Below are 20,686 nucleotides of genomic sequence, written 5' to 3'. Positions count from 1 at the left end.
CAGACCTCTTTGGCTTGTGCACGCTCGATGCACAGGTCAGGGAGGTTTTTTGGTTTCCTGTCACAAAATGACCGCTTTGTTTGTTATATGTGTCAATTGGAGGTGAGAGGGTTGGATCGTAACGAGATCGAGCAAGTAGTAAAGGAGGTCAGAGCCGGGGATATTGACCAGTTTGGCATCATCATCGACGCGATGCAAAGGCAGCTTTTCGTCTACTGCTACCACATGCTGGGACATCGCCAGGAAGCGGAGGATGCCGTCCAGGAAGTTTTCCTGAAAGCGTACGAGCAATTGGACAGCTATCGGCAGACCGTCTCTTTTTCCGCCTGGCTGTACAAGATCGCCTACCATCATTGCGTCAACGTGTTAAACCGGGCGAAACGCGGGCGTATCCTCACTTTGCTGCGCGCCGGGATGCAGACGTTCAGCAAGCATGAGGGCGAGAAGAAAGTCGAAGACACCGAGTATGTGAGCACCCCTCTTCACATGGCGGTATCCAAGCTGTCAGCGAGTGAGCGCAACCTGCTGATTTTGCGCGTCGTCGAGGAATACAGCTACGACGAGCTGGCCGCTTTGTTCGATACAAAGCCTGCCACGCTGCGAAAGCAGTATGAGCGAATTGTGAAAAAGTGCAAATCCTACATGCTCGTAAGTGAAGGCGGTGATAGTCATGACACGATCTCAGCAACAAGGTGAGTGGAAGCAGAAACTGATGGCAGCAGCAGACGATGATTTCGATGTCAAAAATCGGGTCCTTCAAAAAATCAAAGAACGTAACCAAAAAACGCGGGAGGTTCCTATGAAAAAAAGAATCGGATTGATTGTGGCAGTTATTCTCGCCTTTGGGGTGACATCCGCTTATGCGGCGATGAAAGTGTACGATCTGAAAAACGAGCAGGGCGAAGTCGTCGTGAAGGTGGAGCAAACAGAGAACAAAACGGAAGTCAACGAAGAGAAAAAATCCAAATTCGATCAGGCGCGCGATACGCTCAAACCGGGAGAGAGTGCGGCGATCTACATACCAGGGCCAGACAACCCGGACAAACGAGTATTTTTTACACGCATTCCCGTGATTCATGAGACGACGTCTGCCCTGCAACAAGAAACCGGAAGCTTCTATGCCTTCCCGGAGAGCCTCGCGGGCGGGTACCGGTTTGCAACCGGAGTGGTCAATTATTCGTTCAACCATCGCCAGCCGGAATTGTTCGAAGACATGTACAAGGAAGCAGAGCAGGGCAAAAAAGACTTCGTGGTTCGCAAAGTCTCCCCCGAGCCGCGCATTGATTCCGTCGCGACCGAGTACAACGGAACGAAAGGCAAGGTCACGGTCGTCATTACGAACTTCGACCGGATGCAGTACATCACGGAGGAAGCGGGACCGGATGAAACCGTGGAAAAAGTGAGCGTACAGAAAAAAGAAGCGCTGTATGTCGCAAACAAGCTTCCAGACGGCACGGATATGCGCACCGTGAAGTTTTACAACGACAACAGCAAGCTGCTTTTCGAGGTGAGCACGAAGACCGCAGCGATTACAAAAGAGGAATTGCTCGCGATTGCCGAAAAGCTGAATTAGCGATAAGCGCTGCGCGAAAGCCCCACACCTGGTGTTGGGCTTTTTTTCGGTCGAAAAGGAAAGAAAGGTGGATTTTCCAGCAATTTGTAACAAACAGCCGAGCCTGTGCGTACTAACCAAAGGCAGCAGCGCAACAAAAAGCTGCGGACTCGTTGCTTTTTCCAATGAGCGAATATCGTATCGTAAGGAGTGAATCGTGTGGCGGAATGGTCACAAGAGCAAAAAGCGTTGCAGTGGTTGCTGCTGGGGGCGTTCGCAATCGGCTGTTTGGGGGATCTTTTGTTTTACGGCAAGGAGTTTGGCATCTCGTATTTGCTGTTTGTCATCGCGATGTATGCGCTGTACGGCTGGCAGGCCAGGCGGCACGGGCAACTGAGCTTTTCGCGAAAGCATGTGTACGGGTGGCTGCTGACGGTGCCGATCGTCCTGCTGGCGCTGTCCTTCGCCCTGTTTTCCAACGAATATTTTCAATTGTTCAACTTTGTTCTCGTGCCGATTTTGTTCGTGCTCCAGACGATGCTGCTCACGGGGCGGCACAAGGCGAAGTGGTACGAGCTTGGCTTTGTGGGCGAGCTTTTGGAAACACTGTTTTACTTCACGCTCAAGCATACGCGCCTGCCCTTTGCCTTGACGAGAGAATGGCTCAAGGAGCGGATGAATCAGGAGAAGTACGGCGTGCTGAAAAAAGTGATGATCGGGGTAGGAATCTCGCTGCCGATTTTGCTCGTCGTGCTGACGCTGTTGTCGCAAGCAGATCAGGTGTTTGGGCATTTTTTGCACGAAATTCCGAACAGGATGATTGACCTGGATGCGGTAGAAGGCGCCTTTCGCCTGTTTTTGATCGGGCTTGTGACGCTGCTCGTATTCGGCTACCTGTACTCGCTTTTTGGCAAAAGGGAGGAAGCTGTAGAAATTCCGCTGCCGCCAAAAGAGGGCAAGCTGGTCTGGGACGGCGTGATTTTGGTGACGGTTCTGGCGATGATTGATTTGGTGTACGCCGCGTTTACATATGTCCAGATTTCGTATTTGTTCAGCGGAGCCAAAGCGGCGCTCCCGGACGGCCTGACCTATGCCGAGTACGCCAAAAACGGCTTCAATGAGCTGGTGACGGTAACGGTGATTAATTTTTTGATCCTGCTCTGCACCATGCACCTGGTTTCGCGGGCCAAGCGGCTGCTGTACCGGGTCGTGCAGGTGCTGCTCACTGTGTTGACGGTATGCACGAGCTTCATGCTCTTTTCCGCCTATTTTCGGCTGTCGCTGTATGAGGAGGCGTACGGTTACACGCATAGCCGTCTGCTCGCGCACATCTTCATGATCTTTTTGCTGATCTTGTTCGCGATCGCCTTGTGCAAAATTTGGCGGCATACGTTTTCGCTCATCAAGTATTATGCGGTGGTGTCGCTCGTGAGCTACGTGCTGCTCAACTACATCAACATGGACGTCATCATCGCCAAAAACAACATGGAGCGCTACTATGCCACGAAAAGTATCGACGTCGAGTATTTGGGCAGGCTGTCGTACGATGTGGTTCCGTATTTGCTGGAACTGAAGGCGGACGAATCGCTGCGCGAGGACGTCGCGTATTATTTGGAAAACATGCGGGAGGAATTGCAGGCAGAGGCGAGCTGGCAGTCGTTCAACCTGTCGAAGTATCGGGCAAGGCAGCAATTGCAGTTGCCGTAGGGAGGAAAGCGGAGACGGGTGAGGCTATCGTCTCCGCTTTTGGCTGGACACATAAAACATAAGCAGTGCACCTGCGGCAGCAATGGCGGCTATCCAGCCGTACACGCCAAGCTGCCGCGTCCAGACGGAATCGGCCGGGCTGGTCGGAGCGGCACCGGCTCCCAGCACCTGCATGTCTTCTGCGGCATTCGCGAGCAAGGTAGTCCGGGTGCAAATGTTGGATGCCAGATCGCTTCCCTCCCAATACGAAGCGTACACGAGATAGTCGTCACCAGGCTGAAAAGCGATGCCGCATCCGCCGCCAACGCCGTCCGTGACGATGAGGACCTGTGTCTGGTCTACCCCTTTCCAGGCGGTCTGCACTTCAAACATAACGTCGTAGCCCCAGATGCCTGGCGAAGTCCAAAACGGAATCCAGTTGCGCCAGTTCGTGTGCTTGTTTACTTGCAGCACTTTTCCGGCGAAAACAGCGTCCGATCGCTCCAGTGCCGTCAGCGGATCAGGCGGGCGGGCGCAACTGCAAGCTGCGGTATGGTTGGCACGGTGGGCAGGTCCGAATCTTTGGCCGCACAATCGGCGCCTACAAGCATTTTCACGTCGGGCAAAAAGCGGACGAGAACGTCGGCCTGTTTGGCATCAGCCGTGGCTTGGGGACAGCCAGGTTGCCTGTCCGTCTTTTTTGCTTTCCGGAAATCACCGTCTATCGGATTAACCACGATTAGGAAAAGCCCTTCTCGCCGTCTACTCGACAAAGCAGCGGCGCAAGGGCTTTTGTTCACGCTTTTTTTTGGTCAGCGATCAGCGGCGAGGCAGAGAAGTCCGAGGACCAGGTACTTGTTCTTGCTGTTGGCGATAGCCGGGTTGTTCATCGTAAGGCCTCCTTGATAGCGTTTTCATTGTTGGGTGGGCAAATGGCGGGACATGACCGTCTCAGGCGACAGGGGAGCGCGTTCCTCCTTTCTGAAAACTATTTTTAGACACTTTATAGACGTTTTCTGAAAATAACTTTACGCCATCGTTTTGTGTATTGCAAGTCTTTTCGAAATATTTTCAAAGGAGCGTAAATCTCCTATAATGACAAAAGAGTGAAAGGAGGAATCTTGATGATCCGTTTGGGTGCGATCATTGCCCAGCACTCTTTGAAAGAATTGGTATCCGTGCCCATGCGCCTCCAGGACAGTTGCGAGTTGGTCATGCTGCCGTATCATCGCCTGCATGAAACGACGAACCTCTACCGGCAAAACCAGCAGCATGTCGACGGCTTTGTCCTGACCGAGCTTGCGTATGCGTACCTCATGCAAGAATGGGGCAGCTTCCCGATCCCGACATATACCCTCCAGATCAGCGAGCAGGAATTTTATAAAAAGCTGTTCCAGCTTAGCCTGCGCAATCGCGACCTGGATTTTTCCAGAGTGTATATTGATTTTGTTTTTGCGCAAAACAACTTCCTTGGCTTGAAAGAAGTCGTCGGAGCGGACTCGATGCCGTACACGCTCTCACCGGTGGAAGTGAACGACCAGATTTACGAAGCGGTGCTGGACGAGCATTTGCGGCTGTGGCAGGCGGGCAAGATCGACTTTTCGATGACGAGGATGAGCAACATCGTGCAGGCGCTGACCGATCGCGGAGTGCCGCATCTGTACGTGTTTCCTTCGCCGGAGTCGGTTGCCGCGCAGTTTGAGCAGATGGCAACGGAGCTTTCCGCGATCAAGCTGGCGGAGAGCCGGATCGCGATCGGACATATTACGATTGGAAACGTCGAGACACAAAAAGAGAGCCTCAACGAGTGGGAGCTGCGGCAAATGCTGCTGCACAAATCGCTGCTGGAGTTCAGCACCGAGAAAAAAGTGCCGTTCATCATCCAGAAATCCGCGTCGAGCTTCGAAATCATCAGCTCGTTCAAAGACTTGAAGCTCTTGACGGACAACCTCACTCATTGTCTTTTGCTCACCTATCTGGAAAAGACGCTGCCGTTTCCGGTGCACATCGGCTGGGGAGTGGGCAACAGCATGTACAAGGCGAGGATGAATGCCCAATCGGCGAACAGCATGTCGGCAGCAGGCAAAACTTCCGGCACGTACGTCGTGACGGACAGCGACCAGGTCATCGGGCCGCTCGGCGAGGAGACGTGCCTGCAATACCGCAACCAGATCACCGACTACATCCAGCGCTGGAGCGAAGAGACGGACTTGTCGACGTTGCAGTTGCAAAAAATTTTGGCCGTGCTCGCCAAAACGGAGAGCAACGAGCTGACGGCGGACGAGCTGGCGTACCATCTGGGACTTACGGTGCGCAGCGCCAACCGCATCCTGAATCGGCTGGAGGAAAAAGGCGTCGCGAAAATTTTGTACAAAAAGCAGGAGAAGCTGCGGGGGCGTCCGACGAAGATTTACCAGATTCAACTGCCAGCGAATACAGACGGCCAAACTGTTTGAGTGTTCAACAATTGGTAGCAAATTCGTCACGATTCGGTCACAGATTCCCAGATTTTGGACAGCTACTTTCCAGTAAGATGGAAGTGTAGAATCAAGTAGAAAGAAGGGGTCATTGTGAACAAGAAGTGGACTCTGTTGGTTTCGGCAGTTGCCTTCTCGGCGATGCTGATGACAGCATGCGGCGGCGAAAAGGAGCAGGCGGCGAATAGCAATTCTACTACAGAGGCTCCAGCAACGGCGACTACTGGCAACGCGATCAACATCGAAGCTAGCAACTGGAAGTTTAACCAGGACACCTATGAAGTAAAAGCAGGCGAAGAGTTTACGATTAACTTCAAGTCGACCGAAGGCTTCCACGGAATCGGGATTGAAGGTTTGGACGTAGATATTCAAAAAGACGGCAGCAAAACGTTGAAAGTCGATCAGCCTGGTGAATATAAAATTTTCTGCAATGTCATCTGCGGGCCGGATCACGGCAAAATGCTCGCGACACTGGTAGTCAAATAAACACGGAACCAAACACTCTGGCTCGCTTTTCGCGGGTCAGGGTGTTTTCTTTTTTTCGCGGGGACATGGGGCATACTACACAGGTAGCACAGCATGATACAACAAGGGAGGGTCCCTCATGTCCAAGCACAACAACAAAGACAAGCGCCCGACAGAAGCGTCGGCAGGCTCGCGCAGCACGCCGCCCAAGACCGGAGAAAATACGGGCCACAATTTGCGCAAGGAAGACAAATAGAAGACCAGACAACCAAAAGCCCCCGTTTGCGCGGAGGGCTTTTTCGTGCGTAGAAGTAGGGTGAGGACTTTGCCATAAGCCCAAAAAGCGTGGCGGGGCCAGGTGTTCTCGCGTGAAAAAGCTAGAAAATGCCGCACAGCGACCAGCTTGCAAAAAGCGCAGTACCGGGCCGCATTGTGACAACGCTGCGAAACGAAAGAGCAGCGACATCGAAGTTCCGCGGCATGAAGGCAACGGTTGACCACCTGTGACCGTCTTGCGCCTCGAAAGAGCAGCGACACCCCCTCTGCTCAGCCCGGACAACACATGTTTTCCGCGCTTTTTGCACAAGGTAAGGAGGAAATGTTTTCAAGTCGGTTTTCGCGAATGGAGATGACATCCTTGGAAAAAAAGAAATATTACGTCACGCTGCAGGCCGGGACGACGGTTGCCGAGATCCGTGATGAAAAAGGCTCCGCCACTTACGATTTTGAAATCGAGGCGACAGATGTGGAAGTCGGGATGATGCGTGACCTGTTCAACAACTGTATGCACGGCGACTTCATGATGTGGATGCATGGACATACCCTTTGGTCCGACATGCCGGACCGGGACAACGACGAGTACGATGACAACTTGCGGGATATTTATCGGCTGATTTACGAGCACGGTACGGAAAAGACGCGGCATGATCTGGAGCAGATGGGATTGGTGAAGCTGTTTGGCCTGAATAGGGCAGGGCTGCGGCCTTTATAGACGGGCAGCGAAAAGAAATTACACATTTTTACATAATTCCACGACAATCCTGCCACAACTGCTGGAAAAACTGACGACTAGCAAGGCGAAAAACCAAATACCCCTTGGCGCAACGCAATGCCAAGCCAAGGATGAGCGAAAAGGAGAAAGCAGCATGAACAAGTGGAAAAACAGCATGGTGATTGCAACGATTGCGATGGGGCTGGCCCTGCCGAGCTTCGCACAGGCGGCGGAGCCGGGGCTGCCCGACACAGAGATGACGCCAGCGAGCCGGATGGCGCACGACCATGGCGAGCATGGGCAGATGCACAAAAAAATGCGCCACGGCATGCATGGCAGCGTTCATCAGAAGATGTACATGCTGCTTTTGGCAGAAAAATACACCCCGGACAGCGTGGCCCAGTGGCAAGAGGTGTTCAAGGAGCGGGAGCGACTGATGAGCGAGTTTGCCGCCCTGCGCGAAGACCCGAAATGGAAGGCGAAGCGCGAGGAGCGCAGGCAGCTCGTCAGCAAGCTGAACGAGCAGGTGAAAAAAGGCGAAATCACCAACGAGCAAATGGAGCAGCAGCTCGCCCAGTGGAAGGAGAAAAACATGGCGATGCCGGGCGCGAAGGAAGATCGCGACGCCAGGAAAGCCCGGATGGAAAAAATGCGCATGACGCACGAAGCCTTTCACGCCGCGATTGAATCGGGAGATGCGGCGAAAATCAAAGAGGTGCTGCCGCAAATGCTGGAACAAATGAAAGCAAAAAATGCGCTCTTGGCCAAAAAGCTGGAGCAAAGGAAAAAGTAGGCGGGAGAAAAGAAAAAGGCGTGCGAACCGGATGAGGGTTCGAGCACGCCTGTTTTTGTTGCGGGGCCAGTTCGGGCAACGTCAAAGTGTCGTCGTTCGGCTGGGTACGGCAACGAAAAGGAGCTGAAACGGCATCCCGCCGCCAAGCAGGAAAGCCAATTGCGGCGACAGCAGCAGTCAATTACGGCGACAGCAGCGGCTAGCCACTCACGACAGCACCAGCCAATACCCCCAACTCCAGCAGTTACTCCAGCTTCAGCATATTCGGTTCCACAGCCTTCGCCATCCAATGCTGATCCGTTTGCACGTGATTTTTGCGCACGAACTTCGCCGCGCTGTATTTGAAATCGGCGTAGGCAAACGAAGCGGTAAGCCGCACGACGTACCCTTCCTGCTCGCCGCCAAACACGGATTGCCGCGTGTAGCACGCCTTCACCTTTTCCTCGTCCCACGGGCCGCGGTAGAGGACAGGCGGCGTTTCCAGACCCAGCAGCTCCGCCCACTCGACGGTATCGTCCCAACCGAGGCAGACGTTCTGGTCATCCCAGACGGAGAACAGGTAGAAGTAGCTCGTCAGCTCCGCGTACCCAATCGAATGTTTGGCAAACACGTTTTCCCCGCAGATGCGGTAGCCGGGGGGAAGCAGGTGGGCGATCGAGCCGTGAAGCATTTTGACCCAATGGCGGGAAGGGTGGTCGCGGCTGTCAATCGAGCGGGCGTGCATATAGTCGCGGTACAGGCTGGTGTTTTCTCCGTCCAGCTTTTCCGTCACGACGATTTCTTTGCCGACAAAGTGAGAGGTATCGCGCAAAATCCGATCGTCGTCGGTTTTGCTTCTGGACCAGGGCAGATGAAAGGTGCGCGGATACTTTCGGTAAAAGGTCGTCTGCTTATTTTCCATAGTGATCCGCCTCTTTGAAAAAGTACAGCTTCGTCAGCAGGTCCGCTCCTGCCAGATGGTAAATCTCCGAAGCGCCTTCGTCGCCGCCGTAGGCAATTTTCATGTGCATCTCGATCAGCGCGACAGCCTGGAAGACGAACGCGTCGGCGAAGCCCAGCTCCTTTAAAAAATGCGCGGCGATTTGGCTGGAGACGTACTCGTGCCCGTAGTAGCTATAGTGGCCTTTCGCTTCCTTGAACACTTTTGTGTACAATTTTCCCACGTCATGAAACAGCGCGACGATTTGCAGCAGCAGCTTGTCGTCCTCTTCGTAAAAGGTGTTGACGTACTCGAGGACGTGGTACGTGTGCCGGCAGAGCGTGTGCTGATGATGCGGGTTGTCTTGCGGAAAATCTTTCATTTGCTGAAAAAACGAGACCTTGCCCAAGGCAGCGAACAGCTCGTCGTAGGCAGGCTCGCTTTGCACCAAGGCGGTAAAAGCTTCTTTGGTCATGCCGTAAGCAGCAGGCTCGTGCACCAGATGAACCGTGGAAAAGCCTTCCCGGTGCAGCGGGAAATGCAGGTTTTTGCGGTACTTTTCCAGCACGCTTGCGTCCAGCTTTCTTTTTCGCGCCTGATTTCGTTGCAGGCAGACGTCAAACGGCGTATTCAAGTAGTAGCATTCCGCGATCGCTGGCGCAAAACGCTCCAGAACCGCTATCCGCTTGTCCCGATCGACATTCGTCGCGTCGAAGACAACGTCGCTTCCCGCAGCAAACGCCTGCCCGATACGGGCGTAAACAGCCTGAAAGACGAGCGGATTTTTGCGCCGCTTCGCTTCGTCGCCAAACAGCTCCAGCCGAACGGCATCCGTGGAGACGAGCACTGCCCGTTCCTTTTTCGCGATCTGCTCTGCCGCACGGGTTTTGCCGCTGCCGGGAATGCCGACCATCATGATTAATTTGTTCATAAAAAGACGCTCCCCTCAAAGGTGATGCCAGGTGACAGGTGCATGGGGTCGACTGTTTGCGCATTACATGTTGATTCCGTCCTTTAACAAATAATTCCTTATATTATAGCGTGAATTTGGCAAAAGGGAAGAAAAAAATGGGAGAGGGAGCGAGGCAGGAAAAACATCCCGTATCCGTAAGCGGACGGGACGGGATGCTTGCGTGTTTTTCGTTTACTCGTAAAATAGCTTGTCGGGTGTCCATTCCTGCACAGCTACGGTTTGTTCGGCCTGGCAAAAGCTGCACCAGCCTGTGTGCAGGCACTGGTGGTTGCGGCGATCCGGATAGCCGTTGTCCAGCTTGGCGTCGTCGATTTCCCGATAAGGGCTGTAATCGCCGTAGTAGTCGTACAGGCGTCCGGCGTCTGCGAGCAGGGTGCCGCAGCGTTGGCAAGCTTGCGAGAGAGAAGCCAATCCATTGCAAACCGGGCAGAGGTGGTCCATGGTTTTTCCCTCCAGAACATAGGCGCATGCGTATCGCTTTGCTTTTTCTACTGTGTGTCAGAACGCCGTCAGCTATGCGTACACCCGCACGCCTGGCTCGTAGCCGTAACGAAAAAAATCCTTGCGCCGCAACAGCACAGGCAGCACAAGGACGGGGTGATTGTAAAAAAGCAAAGCAGTGTGACCGCCTGCGCGCGGCAAGACGGCCATAACGGTTTGGGACGATCAAGACTTGAAGTTGTCCATGCTGGAGGAATGCCCCGGCTGCAATTTGGCGTCCGGATTGAAGTAGGCCACCGCGTTGTTGACAGCGGTAGGAGCCTCGCCGAAGCCGACGGCAATCAGCTTGACTTTGCCCGGATAGGTGGCGATGTCGCCTGCAGCGAAAATGCCAGGAATGTTCGACTCCATGCGGGAATTGACGACGATCGAGCCTTTTTCCAGCTCAAGCCCCCAGTTTTTGATCGGGCCGAGCGAGGAGATAAAGCCGAAGTTGACGATGACGGCGTCGACTTCCAGATCGCGCTCTTCTTTCGTGGTGCAGTTCGTGAGGGTAATCCGTTCGATTTTTTCTTCGCCGTGAAGGGCGGATATTTCAAAAGGCGTCGTGACGTTTACTTTGGACGCCATGAGCATTTCTACACTGTGCTCATGGGCGCGGAACTTGTCTCTGCGGTGGATGAGGTGGACTTCTTTCGCGATCGGTTCGAGCATCAAAGACCAGTCGAGAGCGGAGTCTCCGCCGCCAACGACGGCGACGCGCTGTCCTTTGAAGGAGTTCAGGTCGGTGACAAAATAGTGCAGATTGGATTTTTCAAATTTGACGACATCCGGATGTTCCAGTCTGCGGGGTTCGAACGCGCCCACGCCGGCTGTGATGATGACAGACTTGGAGTAGTGTACGCCTTTGTCCGTAGTGATTTCAAATACATCGTCCGCTTTTTTTTCTACGTTTTCCACTTTCTCTTCCAGGCAAACGGTTTGCTGAAAACGCGAAATCTGCTCCTTCAGATTATTGATTAAATCTTGCGCCAAAACCTTCGGGAACCCGGCTACATCGTAAATGTATTTTTCCGGATAGAGAGCAGACAGTTGCCCGCCAAGCTGGGGCATGCTCTCAATGATTTTCACACTTGCCTGCCGCATGCCGCCGTAAAAAGCGGTGAACAAACCGGCAGGACCTCCACCAATGATCGTAATGTCGTAGATTTGCTCGTCCTTTTGCAGAAAATTCAATCGAAAGCACCTCCGAATAGTCGAAAAACGAACTCCCCACCCATTATAACCCAACAAATGAAAGAAAAAAAAGCAGGGAAAATTCGGCTTCTTGGGCAAAAAACCCTTGCAAATCACGGTAGCACCCGATAAGATGAGGGTGACTGTAAAGAAATTGTCACATTTGTTGTTTGCAAGTTTGTGCTTTTTTTCACAGGTTGGATTTTAGGACATAACAGGCAATCATTTTCGATACGTCATTTTTTATTCGTTGGGGCATCTTAGTACGTAACAGCCTACGTGAAATTTCGCACAAACTTCCTCTGGTTACCATTAACAATGAATGGAAGGGATACCGATGAGTACACCCAAAATCCTCATTCTTGGCGCAGGATACGGCGGTTTGCTGACCACGTTGCAGCTTCAAAAAAAGCTGAATTACAACGAGGCGGAAATTACGCTCGTAAACAAGCACAACTATCATTACATCACGACCTGGCTGCACGAGCCGGCTGCGGGCACGGCTTCTGCTGACCATGCGCGCGTCAATCTGGAAAAGCTTTTGAATCAGGACAAAGTGCAGTTTGTCAAAGGCACGGTCCAGTCGATCCAGCCGGAAGAACAGAGCGTCACGCTGGAAAGCGGCGACGTGCTGACGTACGATTACCTCGTGATCGGGCTTGGCAGCGAGCCGGAGACGTTTGGCATCGAAGGGCTGAAAGAGCACGCCTTCAGCATTCGCAGCATCAACGCCGTCCGCCATATTCGCGAGCATATCGAGTACATGTTTTCCAAATATAAAAACGAGCCGCACCGCACTGACTATCTGACTTTCGTGGTCGGGGGCGCTGGCTTTACGGGAATCGAATTTTGCGGAGAGTTGGGCGATCGCCTGCCTGAGCTGTGCCAGGAGTTTGACGTGGACCCTGAGCTGGTCAAGGTGTATTGCATCGAAGCGGCGCCATCTGCGCTGCCGGGCTTCGATCCCGAGCTGGTTCAGTACGCGATGGACGTGCTGGAGCGCAAAGGCATCGAGTTCAAAATCGGCACCCCGATCAAGCAGTGCACGCCGGATGGAGTGCTTTTGGCGACCGGGGAAGAGATCAAATCGAAAACGGTGGTCTGGGCAGCGGGTGTTCGCGGCAACAGCATCGTGGAAAAAGCGGGATTCGAGGTCATGCGCGGCCGCGTCAAGGTAGACGAATACTTGCGTGCGCCTGGCTATGAAAATGTGTTTGTCGTCGGCGACTGCGCCCTCATTTTCAACGAGGAAGGACGTCCGTATCCGCCGACAGCGCAAATCGCCGTGCAGGAAGGCGAGACGCTCGGAGAAAACCTCGCCGCGCTCATTCGCGGAGAGCTTCCGCAAAAGTTCGTCCCGCATCTGCAAGGCACGCTGGCCTCTCTCGGCAAAGGCGAAGGAATCGGCCAGGTCGGCTCGAAAAAGCTGTTTGGCAGCACAGCAGCGATGATGAAAAAGGCAAGCGACCTGCGCTACCTGTACAAAATCGGCGGCGTCGGCCTTGCGCTGAAAAAGGTGAAGCTGTAAGCGATGCGTCACGCGAGCATTCAAGTCAGAGGGCTGATGACCCGCGACGAAATGGAGCGGTACAATGCGTTGATGGAAGTGGGCGCTTTTTTGGAAGAGCAAGGGCGGCACGACCTGGCATGGCATGTACAGCGTGAGGTAGATATTCTCATCCTGCCTGCCATCGATCGGCTCAAGGAAAAGGGCCGGGAGAGGGATCGGGAAAATCTGCGCTACATGATTGACAATGGGCTTCTGGATGACGACGACGATTGATCTGGTACCCCCGGCGAGCGATTGCCGGGGGTTTCGTGTACAATCAAAAGTGGGACAGAAAGCTTGGAGGAGAAAGGAAGCGAGCAGCATGCGCGAAGGAAAAGTGTGGCTGGGAGCCTGCGGGATCGTCATCCGCGGGGAAGAAGCGCTGGTAGTCAAAAAAGCGTACAGCGGGCTGAAGGGACAATGGTCGTTTCCGGCGGGGTTTGTGCAGGAGGGCGAGACGGTCGACGAGGCAGCGGCGCGCGAGGTTTTGGAAGAAACGGGTGTCAAGGCTGTCGTGCGGCAGATCGCGGGCATCCGCTCGGGCGTCATTCGCGAGTCGATCAGCGACAACATGGTCGTTTTCTGGATGGATTACGTGAGCGGCGAGCCTCGTCCACAGGAGGGCGAAATTGTGGAGGCGCGATTTTTGCCGATTCGCGAGCTGATGGATGACCCGCTTTCTTCTACATACTTGAAAATTATTTTGCCTGGCTATACAAGACGGGAGGAAGGCATGGAAGGGCAATCCTATGAGATTGATCCCGTCTTTCAGTACACCTCCTATAAAATCTTCAAGCAAGGCTGAGAATAGGAAAGCTAAACCGCGATGTTTCCGCTTACATCGCGGTTTTTTCTGCGATATCGGAGAAAAACTGTGTTGTGAAGAATGGTTCTGTTCTGCTATAGTTAGATACATCGAAATAATCTGAAAATACATGCAATTAATAACGGAGCATGTATGGAGAAAGGGGAGCTCATCATGAGACATAACCAAGAACAATGCCCGTACTGCCATGGCCAAGGGTATTTCCAACTGCTCCTGGGTGGCACGGAAAATTGCCCGAACTGTGATGGCGCAGGAAAAGACGTTCATCAGGAAGCAGTATCCACGAACAAATAGCACACAACCGTTGTTGCATAGAGCAAGAGCCGTCAGGGGATGATGCCCGGCGGTTCTTTTCGTCTGCGCTCGCGGCGGTTGTTCGTATTGACCTGTATCTGCCATTTTTGCTACACTAAAAGGCGAAAACAGCCCGTCCTCCTTTGATTTGCCGACCGAAAAAAGGCAAAGCCGGAGACGATGGCAGGAGGTCTTGCGGTCGATGAGCTTATTGCAATTTATGGTTTCCATCGTTTTGTTCACCGTGCTCGGTTTTGGCATTGGGTTTATTTTAAACATGATTTTGAAAACGACATGGCTTCCAGTCGTGATCGGAGTTGGCGTGGTCGTAGGGGCGCTGATCTATCAAAAGATCGTTCCCGGCGTCTGGGATGCCGTGATTCTCGGCTGCGGAATGGCAGGGACTGTCGGCAGCGGCTGGACGATTTCTACCCTGCGCAAAAAAGGATACCGGATGTTTTAGCGGATGCAAGACAGGCCTTGTTTGAGGGCCTGTTTTTCTTTTGCCATGAAGAAACATACTGAATCTTTCTGAAACAATCCAAAATTTGTGTATAGTTTTCTCCTCTTCGGGACATGACTAGAACCGAGAGGAGGTTTACCAAGAAATGAATGGGAAGCAGTTCGTAAGTATCCTCGCGCTGTTCATCCTGGTCTTGACGGCGTTTGCAAGCGATGGATACGGCTACAACGTGGTAGGAGACCACAATCTCCAATCCACCTTCGGAATCAAGGAAATCAAAGAGGGGCAACGGGTCGTCAAAAAACGGACAGTATCGGCCAGTTCACTCACTCAAGTCATTGATAAAGCGGATGTAGTTCTCGATCAATACCCAAAAGTTCGCGTCGTCGCGACCGGCTACTACGCCGGGTTCGAGTCGACCGGAAAAAACCCTTCCGACCCGTCCTACGGGATTACGTACTCGGGCGTGAAGGTTCGCCGGGACGACTATTCGACGATTGCCGCTGACTTGCGCATTTTCCCGCTGGGAACGATCCTGTACATACCAGGCTACGGATACGGGGTTGTGGCGGACAAGGGCGGAGCGATTCGCGGACACAAGATCGACCTGTACTTCGAGACGAAGCAAGACGTATTCAACCAATGGGGCAAAAAATCAGTCGATGTATATATCGTCAGACGCGGGGAAGGAAAGCTGACCGAGGCTTTTCTCAACAACCTGAACCAAAAGGGCATCGCCGCGATGGCGGAAGTAGCCAACTAGATGCCCGGACCAAAACAACTGCATAACGAAAGCGAAGACAAAAAATACCGCAACGGCGGTAGGAAAGCAAACAGAAAAAAACGTTCAAGGCGATGGCTTTGAACGTTTTTTGGCTTGGCTGGCAAGTACGCGGATTGGCGGCGCAGCCTTGGCTTATGTATGAATCAGCTTGACGAGCTGCTCCAGCCCGTCGAGAATGCGGGGAGACGGACGGCAGTACAGCCCTTCCTCCAGCAAGTGAACCTGGCCCTGGCGAATCGCTGTCATGTCGCTCCACTCCGGGCGGCTCGTGATCGTTTCCGGCTTGATGCGCCGAAGCTCGATCCCGCACCAGACAACGCATATATGGTCAGGGTCGCGCTCCTGCACCATCTCCCGCGTCGCCTTCACGTTGGCGACGGGAAAGTCGGCGAACACATTGACGGCCCCGGCGATCTCGCTCACGTCTGTCAGCCAGTTTTCCCGGCCCGGGGTGTAGATCGGGTTGGGCCACCATTCCCAGTACAGCTTAGGGCGGCGGGAAAAGGCAGCGGTCTGTTGTCGGATGCTTTCTATTCTTTCGTCAAAGGAAGCCGCAAGCTGCTCGGCTTGCTTGTGAAAGCCTGTCGCTTCGCCGACCAGCCTGATGTCAGCGGCGATTTCGCCGATTCGCGACGGATTCAGCACGATATGCGGGATTCCTCGCTCCCGCAGCGCCTCCACATTTTTTTCCATGCCGGGGACGCTCAGCGAGGCGACGACCAGATCAGGCTGGAGCGCAACTACCCGCTCCATGTCGATGGAGAGGTCGGGGCCGACGCGGGGCAAGTGCTGCCATTCGGGAGGCCAGTCGGAGTGATCGTCCAGCCCCACTACGTGCTCATGCAGACCTAAATAATAGAGGATTTCCGTATTGCTCGGACAGATGGAAACGATACGCATGTGAATCCCCCCTGTGGAAACGTCCTAAAAAAACGGCTGCACCAACAATGCGATCATGACGCCGAGCCATCCGCCAATCAGCACCTCGATCGGCTGATGGCCGAGCAGCTCTTTCAGCTTCTTCGCTTTTTCCTGGTTCGGGCGCACTTTTAACGATTTCATGCCTCCCAGAAGGTGGTTAAATTCGTCCACGAGCTTGTTTAAGACAACGGCTTGCATACCGGCATGACGGCGAACGCCTGCGGCATCGAACATGACGATCACGCCGAGAATGGCGGAGATAGCAAACATGTTGCTGGAAAAGCCTTCCCGCAGCCCAACAGCGGTCGACAGTGCGGTCACGGCAGAGGAGTGGGAGCTGGGCATACCGCCAGTGCTGAGCAACAGCGACCATTGCCATGTTTTCGTTGCAAAAAAATGGAGGGGAATTTTGATAAATTGGGCGATTCCTATGGCAATTAGTGCAGCCCATAAGGGGAAGTTTTCGAGAATATCCGCCACGGAAAATCCATTCCTTTCTACTGTACGCTTCTCTTGATTATTGTAACAGAAGGGCGTTGTCTTAATCCGTGAAGTTTTCGTTTGGATTTTAAGCGTTGCCAATCTGTGGTACCATAAGGAAAGCTCCTGGTTGGAAGGTCAGCCATATACGTGCAGGCGCTTCTTCGCGAGGCAGCTTTTTTGGAAAAAAGCAGGTGTGAAACGGAGGCGTGCATCCATGGAGTATCCCGCGCAGTATTTGCAGTTCATTGAAAAGTTCAATGAAGGGGAGTACTACGAATGCCACGATCTGCTGGAAGACATCTGGATGGAGGACAAATCCGATAAGTTTTTGCAAGGATTGCTGCAACTATCAGTCGGACTGTACCATCTCGAATACGGCAATTTGAAAGGCGCTCGCTGGATGTTTGGCAATGCGCGGAAGTATTTGTCCCGCTACGGACCCGTGCATTGGGGGCTAGACGTAGAGGAAGTGCTTCGTTACATAGAGAAGTGCGAGGCTGTATTGCCGGATCAGGATGCCATCCCGTACGCAGAGGCGAAAGCCATGACGTTTCCATCCTTGCGCTTGTATGTAGACACATCGTGTTAAAAACACAAATGTGCCCATAATTGTATCCTATCACAGCGAAAGAGGGAAGAGTATATGGAAGTAACCGTAGAAAAACGCTCGCAGCTCGTGAGCTACGCATGCGACGAGCTGGTCGTGCCGCTTTGGAAAGGGGAGCAGCTTTCCCAGGTGTACCCGGAGCTGGAAGCGGCTTTTGCCGGAAGCCTCAGCGGTTTGCAGCAAGAAGGAGAGATTACGGGCGAAGCAAAAGAGGTAACGGTGATCCATGGCTTGAACCGGATCGCCGCGAAAAAATTGCTCATCGTCGGCATGGGCGAGCCGGCCAAGTTTGACTTTGTCGCAGCGCGCAATGCGTGGGGACGGGCAGCAAAAACGGTCGCTTCCAAAGGCAAGGCGAAAATCGTCGCGATTGACCTGCCGACAACCGAGCACATGAGCGCGGAGCGTCTGTCCCAGGCCGTGACGGAAGCGTTCGGACTGGCTGAATACAACTACGAAGGCTATCGCCAAAAAGCGAAGCGGGAGTTTCCGCCCATCGCAACCGTGCGGATTCTGGCTGCCGATGACGCCGCAAGCGCCGTGCAAACAGGCGTGCTGCGGGGCAGTGCGCTCGTTTCCGGCACCAACCTGGCGCGCACGCTCGTGAACGAGCCTGCCAACTACTTGACGCCGCGCGCCTTGAAAGATGCGGCAGTCGCCGTAGCGGAGCGCTACGGAATGACGGTGGAGGTGCTGGATAAAGCGAAGCTGGAAGAGCTGGGCATGGGCGGCGTCCTCAGCGTCGCAAAAGGCAGCGAGCTTGCGCCGTACGTGGTAGCGGTCAAATATCAGGGCAGAGAGACATGGGACGACGTCATCGGCCTGATCGGCAAAGGCGTGACATTCGATACAGGCGGCATCTCCATCAAGCCAGTAGCGGGCATGGAAGACATGAAGTCGGACATGGGCGGCGCGGCTGCGATGATCGGCGCACTGGAAGCGCTGGGCCAAATGAAGCCGAAGGTCAACGTGCTCGCCGTCATCGGAACGGTGGAAAACATGCCATCCGGCACGGCATTCCGCCCTGGCGACGTGATTACGACCATGAGCGGAAAAACGGTCGAGATCATCACGACAGATGCGGAAGGCCGCCTCGTTTTGGCTGACTGCATCACGTATGCAAAAGAGCAGGGCGTGTCGTGCATCGTCGACGCCGCTACGCTGACAGGCGGCATCGTCGTCGCTCTCGGACATTACTGCTCCGGGGCAATGACGAACAACCAGGCGCTCATGAACGAGCTGCTTGGCGCAGCAGACACCGCTGGCGAGCGTCTGTGGCAGTTGCCTATGTTTGAAGAGTACCGCAGCCTGAACAAGAGCCGTTTTGCCGACCTGAAAAACTCGGGCGGGCGCTATGGGCACGGCATCATCGGCGGCGTGTTCCTGCAGGAATTCGTCGGCGATACGCCATGGGTGCATCTGGACATCGCCGGTACGGCGTACACCGCTACAGCAGGCGACATGCAGCCTCCTGGCGGCACAGGCGTCATGACCCGCACGATTGCCGAGTTTGTCGCAGGCCGCAGCCAATCTTAAGCCGAAAAAGAGAAGGAGTGTTTTGACATGAGCCAAAATCCTAGCAACGAAACCCGTCGTCAACTGCTTGAGGAAGCGAAGACTATCGCCGTGGTAGGACTGTCCAACAAACCGGACCGCACCAGCTACATGGTGGCGCAGGCCATGCAAAATGCCGGCTACCGCATCATCCCGGTCAACCCTGTCATCGCCGGAGAAACCGTTCTGGGCGAAAAAGCCGTCGCCAGCCTGCAAGAGCTGGATCAGCAGGTGGACATCGTGAACGTGTTCCGCAAAAGCGAGGACATTTTGCCTGTCGCCCAGGATGCGCTGAAAATGAAGCACAAGCCAAAGGTGTTCTGGATGCAGCAAGGAATCGCCAACGAAGAGGCGGCGAGCCTTGTCCGCGCGGAAGACATCGAGGTTGTGCAAGATTTGTGCATCAAGGTAGACCACGCGCTGCTGCGTGTGGGGAAATAAGTGTTAGTGGTGGAGTTGTGGAGCTTTGGAAAGGACCCTCGCTGTTTGGCGGGGGTTTTTTTGTTGGCGGCACTTGCAAAAAAGCAGCAACTCGTCTCGGTAGCTGCGTACGATGTGAATGAAACTCATCGAAAAAATAAAGAGGCGGTCTCCCGCCCCTGTAAACCTCAATCAATCCCATGCGAACCTTTGTTCTTTCCAAGGATCACCATACATATGGTATCCATTTTTCTCCCAAAAACCTTGCTTGTCCTTCTCCAAAAACTCGACACCGCGCACCCACTTTGCGCTTTTCCAGAAGTAGAGGTGCGGGAGGACGAAACGCAGCGGCCAGCCGTGTTCAGGTGTCAGGTCCTCGCTATTGTGCTTGGTGGCGAACAGATTGCCGGCTTTCATGAAGTCGGCCAGCGGCATGTTCACCGTCCAGCCGTGCTCGGCGTGCAGCATGACGTACTTCGCTTCCGGCTTGACTCTTACCAGCTTCAGCACTTCTTCCACCGGGATGCCTTCCCATTTGTTGTCCAGCTTGCTCCAACCCGTCACGCAATGAATGTCGTTCGTGACTTCGCTTTTTGGCAGAGCCATCATTTGCTCATAGGTGAGCGTGACTTCTTCCTCGACGAGTCCGAACAGGCGGAAGCTCCACTCGGTAGCGAGGTCCGTATATTCGGGAACCTCTCCATAGTGCAATACCGGAAAGCCTGTCGTCTGCTTTTGGTTAGGGGGAATGCGGTCGCGCTTTGTATCTGTCGGTTGGTTGATAAACATAGCTCCACTCCTCGCTGTTCATATCCGCTTGTCCTTCTTTTCTTATCATATCCAGCAAAAGCAATCGCGTGCAAGAAAAACAGCGGCGGAAGTGCAGTTGCAGTCTCTGCTATTGTCGTACGCGAACGCCAGAAGCGATACGAGCCGACGGGGTCACGCTGGAGACGACGTCTCTGCTTATTGTCATATACACGAAACGCCAGGGGTGGCGGCGAGCTCATCCGTTTTTGTCTCACTTGTTATTTTTTTCGAAATAAACCCAAAGATAATAGGTTGCCCAAAAAAGGAGTATGACAAGCAGGGTCAGCGGCTTTTGCCTTGGCGGTAAACTGTGCTTTCCATAATCATCGGGTAGCTCCATTGCTCCTCTACCCGCAGCCGTACAGCTTCCCTCTTTGTTCCTTCGTCATACCGCTGCTGCTTTTGCCCTTTATGTGGTGGCATAAAAAATCCCCTCCGGTCA

The 20,686-nt window shown here is 53.8% G+C and carries 25 protein-coding genes; 16 read left to right on the top strand and 9 right to left on the bottom strand.

Translation table 11 applies throughout. The annotated features are described in order from the left end of the window. Positions 1-111: 111 nt before the first annotated feature. The 3 genes from AC3WJN_RS22550 to AC3WJN_RS22540 all read left to right on the top strand — a co-directional run bounded on the left by AC3WJN_RS22550 (position 112) and on the right by AC3WJN_RS22540 (position 3,259). On the top strand, positions 112-696 hold the full coding sequence (locus AC3WJN_RS22550; protein ID WP_005836412.1) for an RNA polymerase sigma factor: 585 nt from the start codon (positions 112-114) through the stop codon (positions 694-696). 103 nt (positions 697-799) lie between these two features. Next, positions 800-1,573, top strand: coding sequence for a hypothetical protein (locus AC3WJN_RS22545; RefSeq protein ID WP_007785730.1), 774 nt, complete (start codon positions 800-802; stop codon positions 1,571-1,573). Between the two features lie 198 nt (positions 1,574-1,771). Beyond that, entirely contained in the window at positions 1,772-3,259 is a 1,488-nt protein-coding gene (locus tag AC3WJN_RS22540) for a DUF4153 domain-containing protein (protein WP_007785728.1), read from the top strand. 24 nt (positions 3,260-3,283) lie between these two features. Here AC3WJN_RS22540 and AC3WJN_RS22535 read toward each other — a convergent pair whose 3' ends face one another. Beyond that, positions 3,284-3,832 (bottom strand): hypothetical protein, encoded by a 549-nt coding sequence (locus tag AC3WJN_RS22535; protein WP_007785727.1) that lies wholly within the window; start codon positions 3,830-3,832, stop codon positions 3,284-3,286. 530 nt (positions 3,833-4,362) lie between these two features. Between AC3WJN_RS22535 and AC3WJN_RS22530 the strand changes: the two genes are divergently transcribed. From AC3WJN_RS22530 to AC3WJN_RS22515, 4 genes are all read left to right on the top strand, one after another. After that, entirely contained in the window at positions 4,363-5,694 is a 1,332-nt protein-coding gene (locus AC3WJN_RS22530; protein WP_007785726.1) for a helix-turn-helix domain-containing protein, read from the top strand. 114 nt (positions 5,695-5,808) lie between these two features. Continuing rightward, on the top strand, positions 5,809-6,201 hold the full coding sequence (locus AC3WJN_RS22525; RefSeq protein WP_005836423.1) for a cupredoxin domain-containing protein: 393 nt from the start codon (positions 5,809-5,811) through the stop codon (positions 6,199-6,201). Positions 6,202-6,808: 607 nt separating this feature from the next. After that, a complete protein-coding gene (locus AC3WJN_RS22520; protein WP_035317468.1) occupies positions 6,809-7,171 on the top strand; it encodes a hypothetical protein in 363 nt (120 codons plus the stop codon). 154 nt (positions 7,172-7,325) lie between these two features. Further along, positions 7,326-7,964, top strand: coding sequence for a hypothetical protein (locus AC3WJN_RS22515; RefSeq protein WP_007785720.1), 639 nt, complete (start codon positions 7,326-7,328; stop codon positions 7,962-7,964). A 244-nt stretch (positions 7,965-8,208) separates the two neighbouring features. Here AC3WJN_RS22515 and AC3WJN_RS22510 read toward each other — a convergent pair whose 3' ends face one another. The 4 genes from AC3WJN_RS22510 to AC3WJN_RS22495 form a co-directional block, all read right to left on the bottom strand. Beyond that, complete coding sequence (locus AC3WJN_RS22510) at positions 8,209-8,865, bottom strand: RNA ligase family protein (RefSeq protein ID WP_007785718.1); 657 nt, start codon at positions 8,863-8,865, stop codon at positions 8,209-8,211. Then, positions 8,855-9,814, bottom strand: coding sequence for an AAA family ATPase (locus AC3WJN_RS22505; protein WP_007785716.1), 960 nt, complete (start codon positions 9,812-9,814; stop codon positions 8,855-8,857). Before AC3WJN_RS22505 ends, AC3WJN_RS22510 begins: the two co-directional genes overlap by 11 nt. A 213-nt stretch (positions 9,815-10,027) precedes the next feature. Continuing rightward, positions 10,028-10,297 carry a hypothetical protein gene (locus AC3WJN_RS22500; protein WP_005836432.1) on the bottom strand — a complete coding sequence of 90 codons (270 nt, stop codon included), beginning with the start codon at positions 10,295-10,297 and terminating at the stop codon, positions 10,028-10,030. A gap of 225 nt (positions 10,298-10,522) precedes the next feature. Next, positions 10,523-11,533: an NAD(P)/FAD-dependent oxidoreductase gene (locus tag AC3WJN_RS22495; protein WP_007785713.1), complete on the bottom strand. Its 1,011-nt coding sequence runs from the start codon at positions 11,531-11,533 to the stop codon at positions 10,523-10,525. A 337-nt stretch (positions 11,534-11,870) separates the two neighbouring features. Here AC3WJN_RS22495 and AC3WJN_RS22490 point away from each other — a divergent pair, with 337 nt between their 5' ends. The 6 genes from AC3WJN_RS22490 (at position 11,871) to AC3WJN_RS22465 (ending at position 15,428) form a co-directional block, all read left to right on the top strand. Next, positions 11,871-13,061 carry an NAD(P)/FAD-dependent oxidoreductase gene (locus AC3WJN_RS22490; RefSeq protein ID WP_005836436.1) on the top strand — a complete coding sequence of 397 codons (1,191 nt, stop codon included), beginning with the start codon at positions 11,871-11,873 and terminating at the stop codon, positions 13,059-13,061. A 3-nt stretch (positions 13,062-13,064) separates the two neighbouring features. Continuing rightward, a complete protein-coding gene (locus AC3WJN_RS22485; RefSeq protein WP_007785712.1) occupies positions 13,065-13,316 on the top strand; it encodes a hypothetical protein in 252 nt (83 codons plus the stop codon). An 88-nt stretch (positions 13,317-13,404) separates the two neighbouring features. Further along, positions 13,405-13,887: an NUDIX domain-containing protein gene (locus AC3WJN_RS22480; RefSeq protein WP_005836441.1), complete on the top strand. Its 483-nt coding sequence runs from the start codon at positions 13,405-13,407 to the stop codon at positions 13,885-13,887. Between the two features lie 153 nt (positions 13,888-14,040). Continuing rightward, positions 14,041-14,202: a YuiA family protein gene (locus AC3WJN_RS22475; RefSeq protein WP_005836443.1), complete on the top strand. Its 162-nt coding sequence runs from the start codon at positions 14,041-14,043 to the stop codon at positions 14,200-14,202. A gap of 202 nt (positions 14,203-14,404) precedes the next feature. Continuing rightward, positions 14,405-14,665, top strand: a complete 261-nt coding sequence (locus AC3WJN_RS22470) for a YuiB family protein (protein ID WP_005836445.1) — start codon at positions 14,405-14,407, stop codon at positions 14,663-14,665. A 145-nt stretch (positions 14,666-14,810) separates the two neighbouring features. Next, on the top strand, positions 14,811-15,428 hold the full coding sequence (locus tag AC3WJN_RS22465) for a 3D domain-containing protein (protein WP_007785711.1): 618 nt from the start codon (positions 14,811-14,813) through the stop codon (positions 15,426-15,428). A 153-nt stretch (positions 15,429-15,581) separates the two neighbouring features. On the opposite strand, the gene AC3WJN_RS22460 is transcribed toward AC3WJN_RS22465, so the two are convergent. Beyond that, positions 15,582-16,349: a cobalamin-binding protein gene (locus AC3WJN_RS22460; protein WP_007785710.1), complete on the bottom strand. Its 768-nt coding sequence runs from the start codon at positions 16,347-16,349 to the stop codon at positions 15,582-15,584. A gap of 24 nt (positions 16,350-16,373) precedes the next feature. After that, a complete protein-coding gene (locus AC3WJN_RS22455; RefSeq protein ID WP_005836453.1) occupies positions 16,374-16,850 on the bottom strand; it encodes a divergent PAP2 family protein in 477 nt (158 codons plus the stop codon). Between the two features lie 217 nt (positions 16,851-17,067). On the opposite strand from AC3WJN_RS22455, the gene AC3WJN_RS22450 reads away from it, so the two are divergent. The 3 genes from AC3WJN_RS22450 to AC3WJN_RS22440 are packed head-to-tail and all read left to right on the top strand — an operon-like array spanning position 17,068 to position 19,455. Further along, positions 17,068-17,442 carry a DUF309 domain-containing protein gene (locus AC3WJN_RS22450; protein WP_005836454.1) on the top strand — a complete coding sequence of 125 codons (375 nt, stop codon included), beginning with the start codon at positions 17,068-17,070 and terminating at the stop codon, positions 17,440-17,442. 54 nt (positions 17,443-17,496) lie between these two features. Continuing rightward, on the top strand, positions 17,497-18,996 hold the full coding sequence (locus AC3WJN_RS22445) for a leucyl aminopeptidase (protein ID WP_007785708.1): 1,500 nt from the start codon (positions 17,497-17,499) through the stop codon (positions 18,994-18,996). 27 nt (positions 18,997-19,023) lie between these two features. Then, the gene (locus tag AC3WJN_RS22440; protein WP_005836458.1) at positions 19,024-19,455 is read left to right on the top strand and encodes a CoA-binding protein; all 432 of its coding nucleotides are present in this window, start codon (positions 19,024-19,026) and stop codon (positions 19,453-19,455) included. 171 nt (positions 19,456-19,626) lie between these two features. Here AC3WJN_RS22440 and AC3WJN_RS22435 read toward each other — a convergent pair whose 3' ends face one another. Continuing rightward, positions 19,627-20,223, bottom strand: coding sequence for a sulfite oxidase-like oxidoreductase (locus tag AC3WJN_RS22435; protein ID WP_007785705.1), 597 nt, complete (start codon positions 20,221-20,223; stop codon positions 19,627-19,629). Positions 20,224-20,526: 303 nt separating this feature from the next. Next, entirely contained in the window at positions 20,527-20,667 is a 141-nt protein-coding gene (locus tag AC3WJN_RS22430) for a hypothetical protein (RefSeq protein WP_165328980.1), read from the bottom strand. Positions 20,668-20,686: the final 19 nt, after the last annotated feature.

The sequence above is a fragment of the Brevibacillus sp. FW306-2-1A-C05A genome (assembly GCF_058781555.1).
The sequence above is the reverse complement of the archived record's forward strand: the minus strand, read 5'-3'. Positions and strand labels throughout refer to the sequence as shown.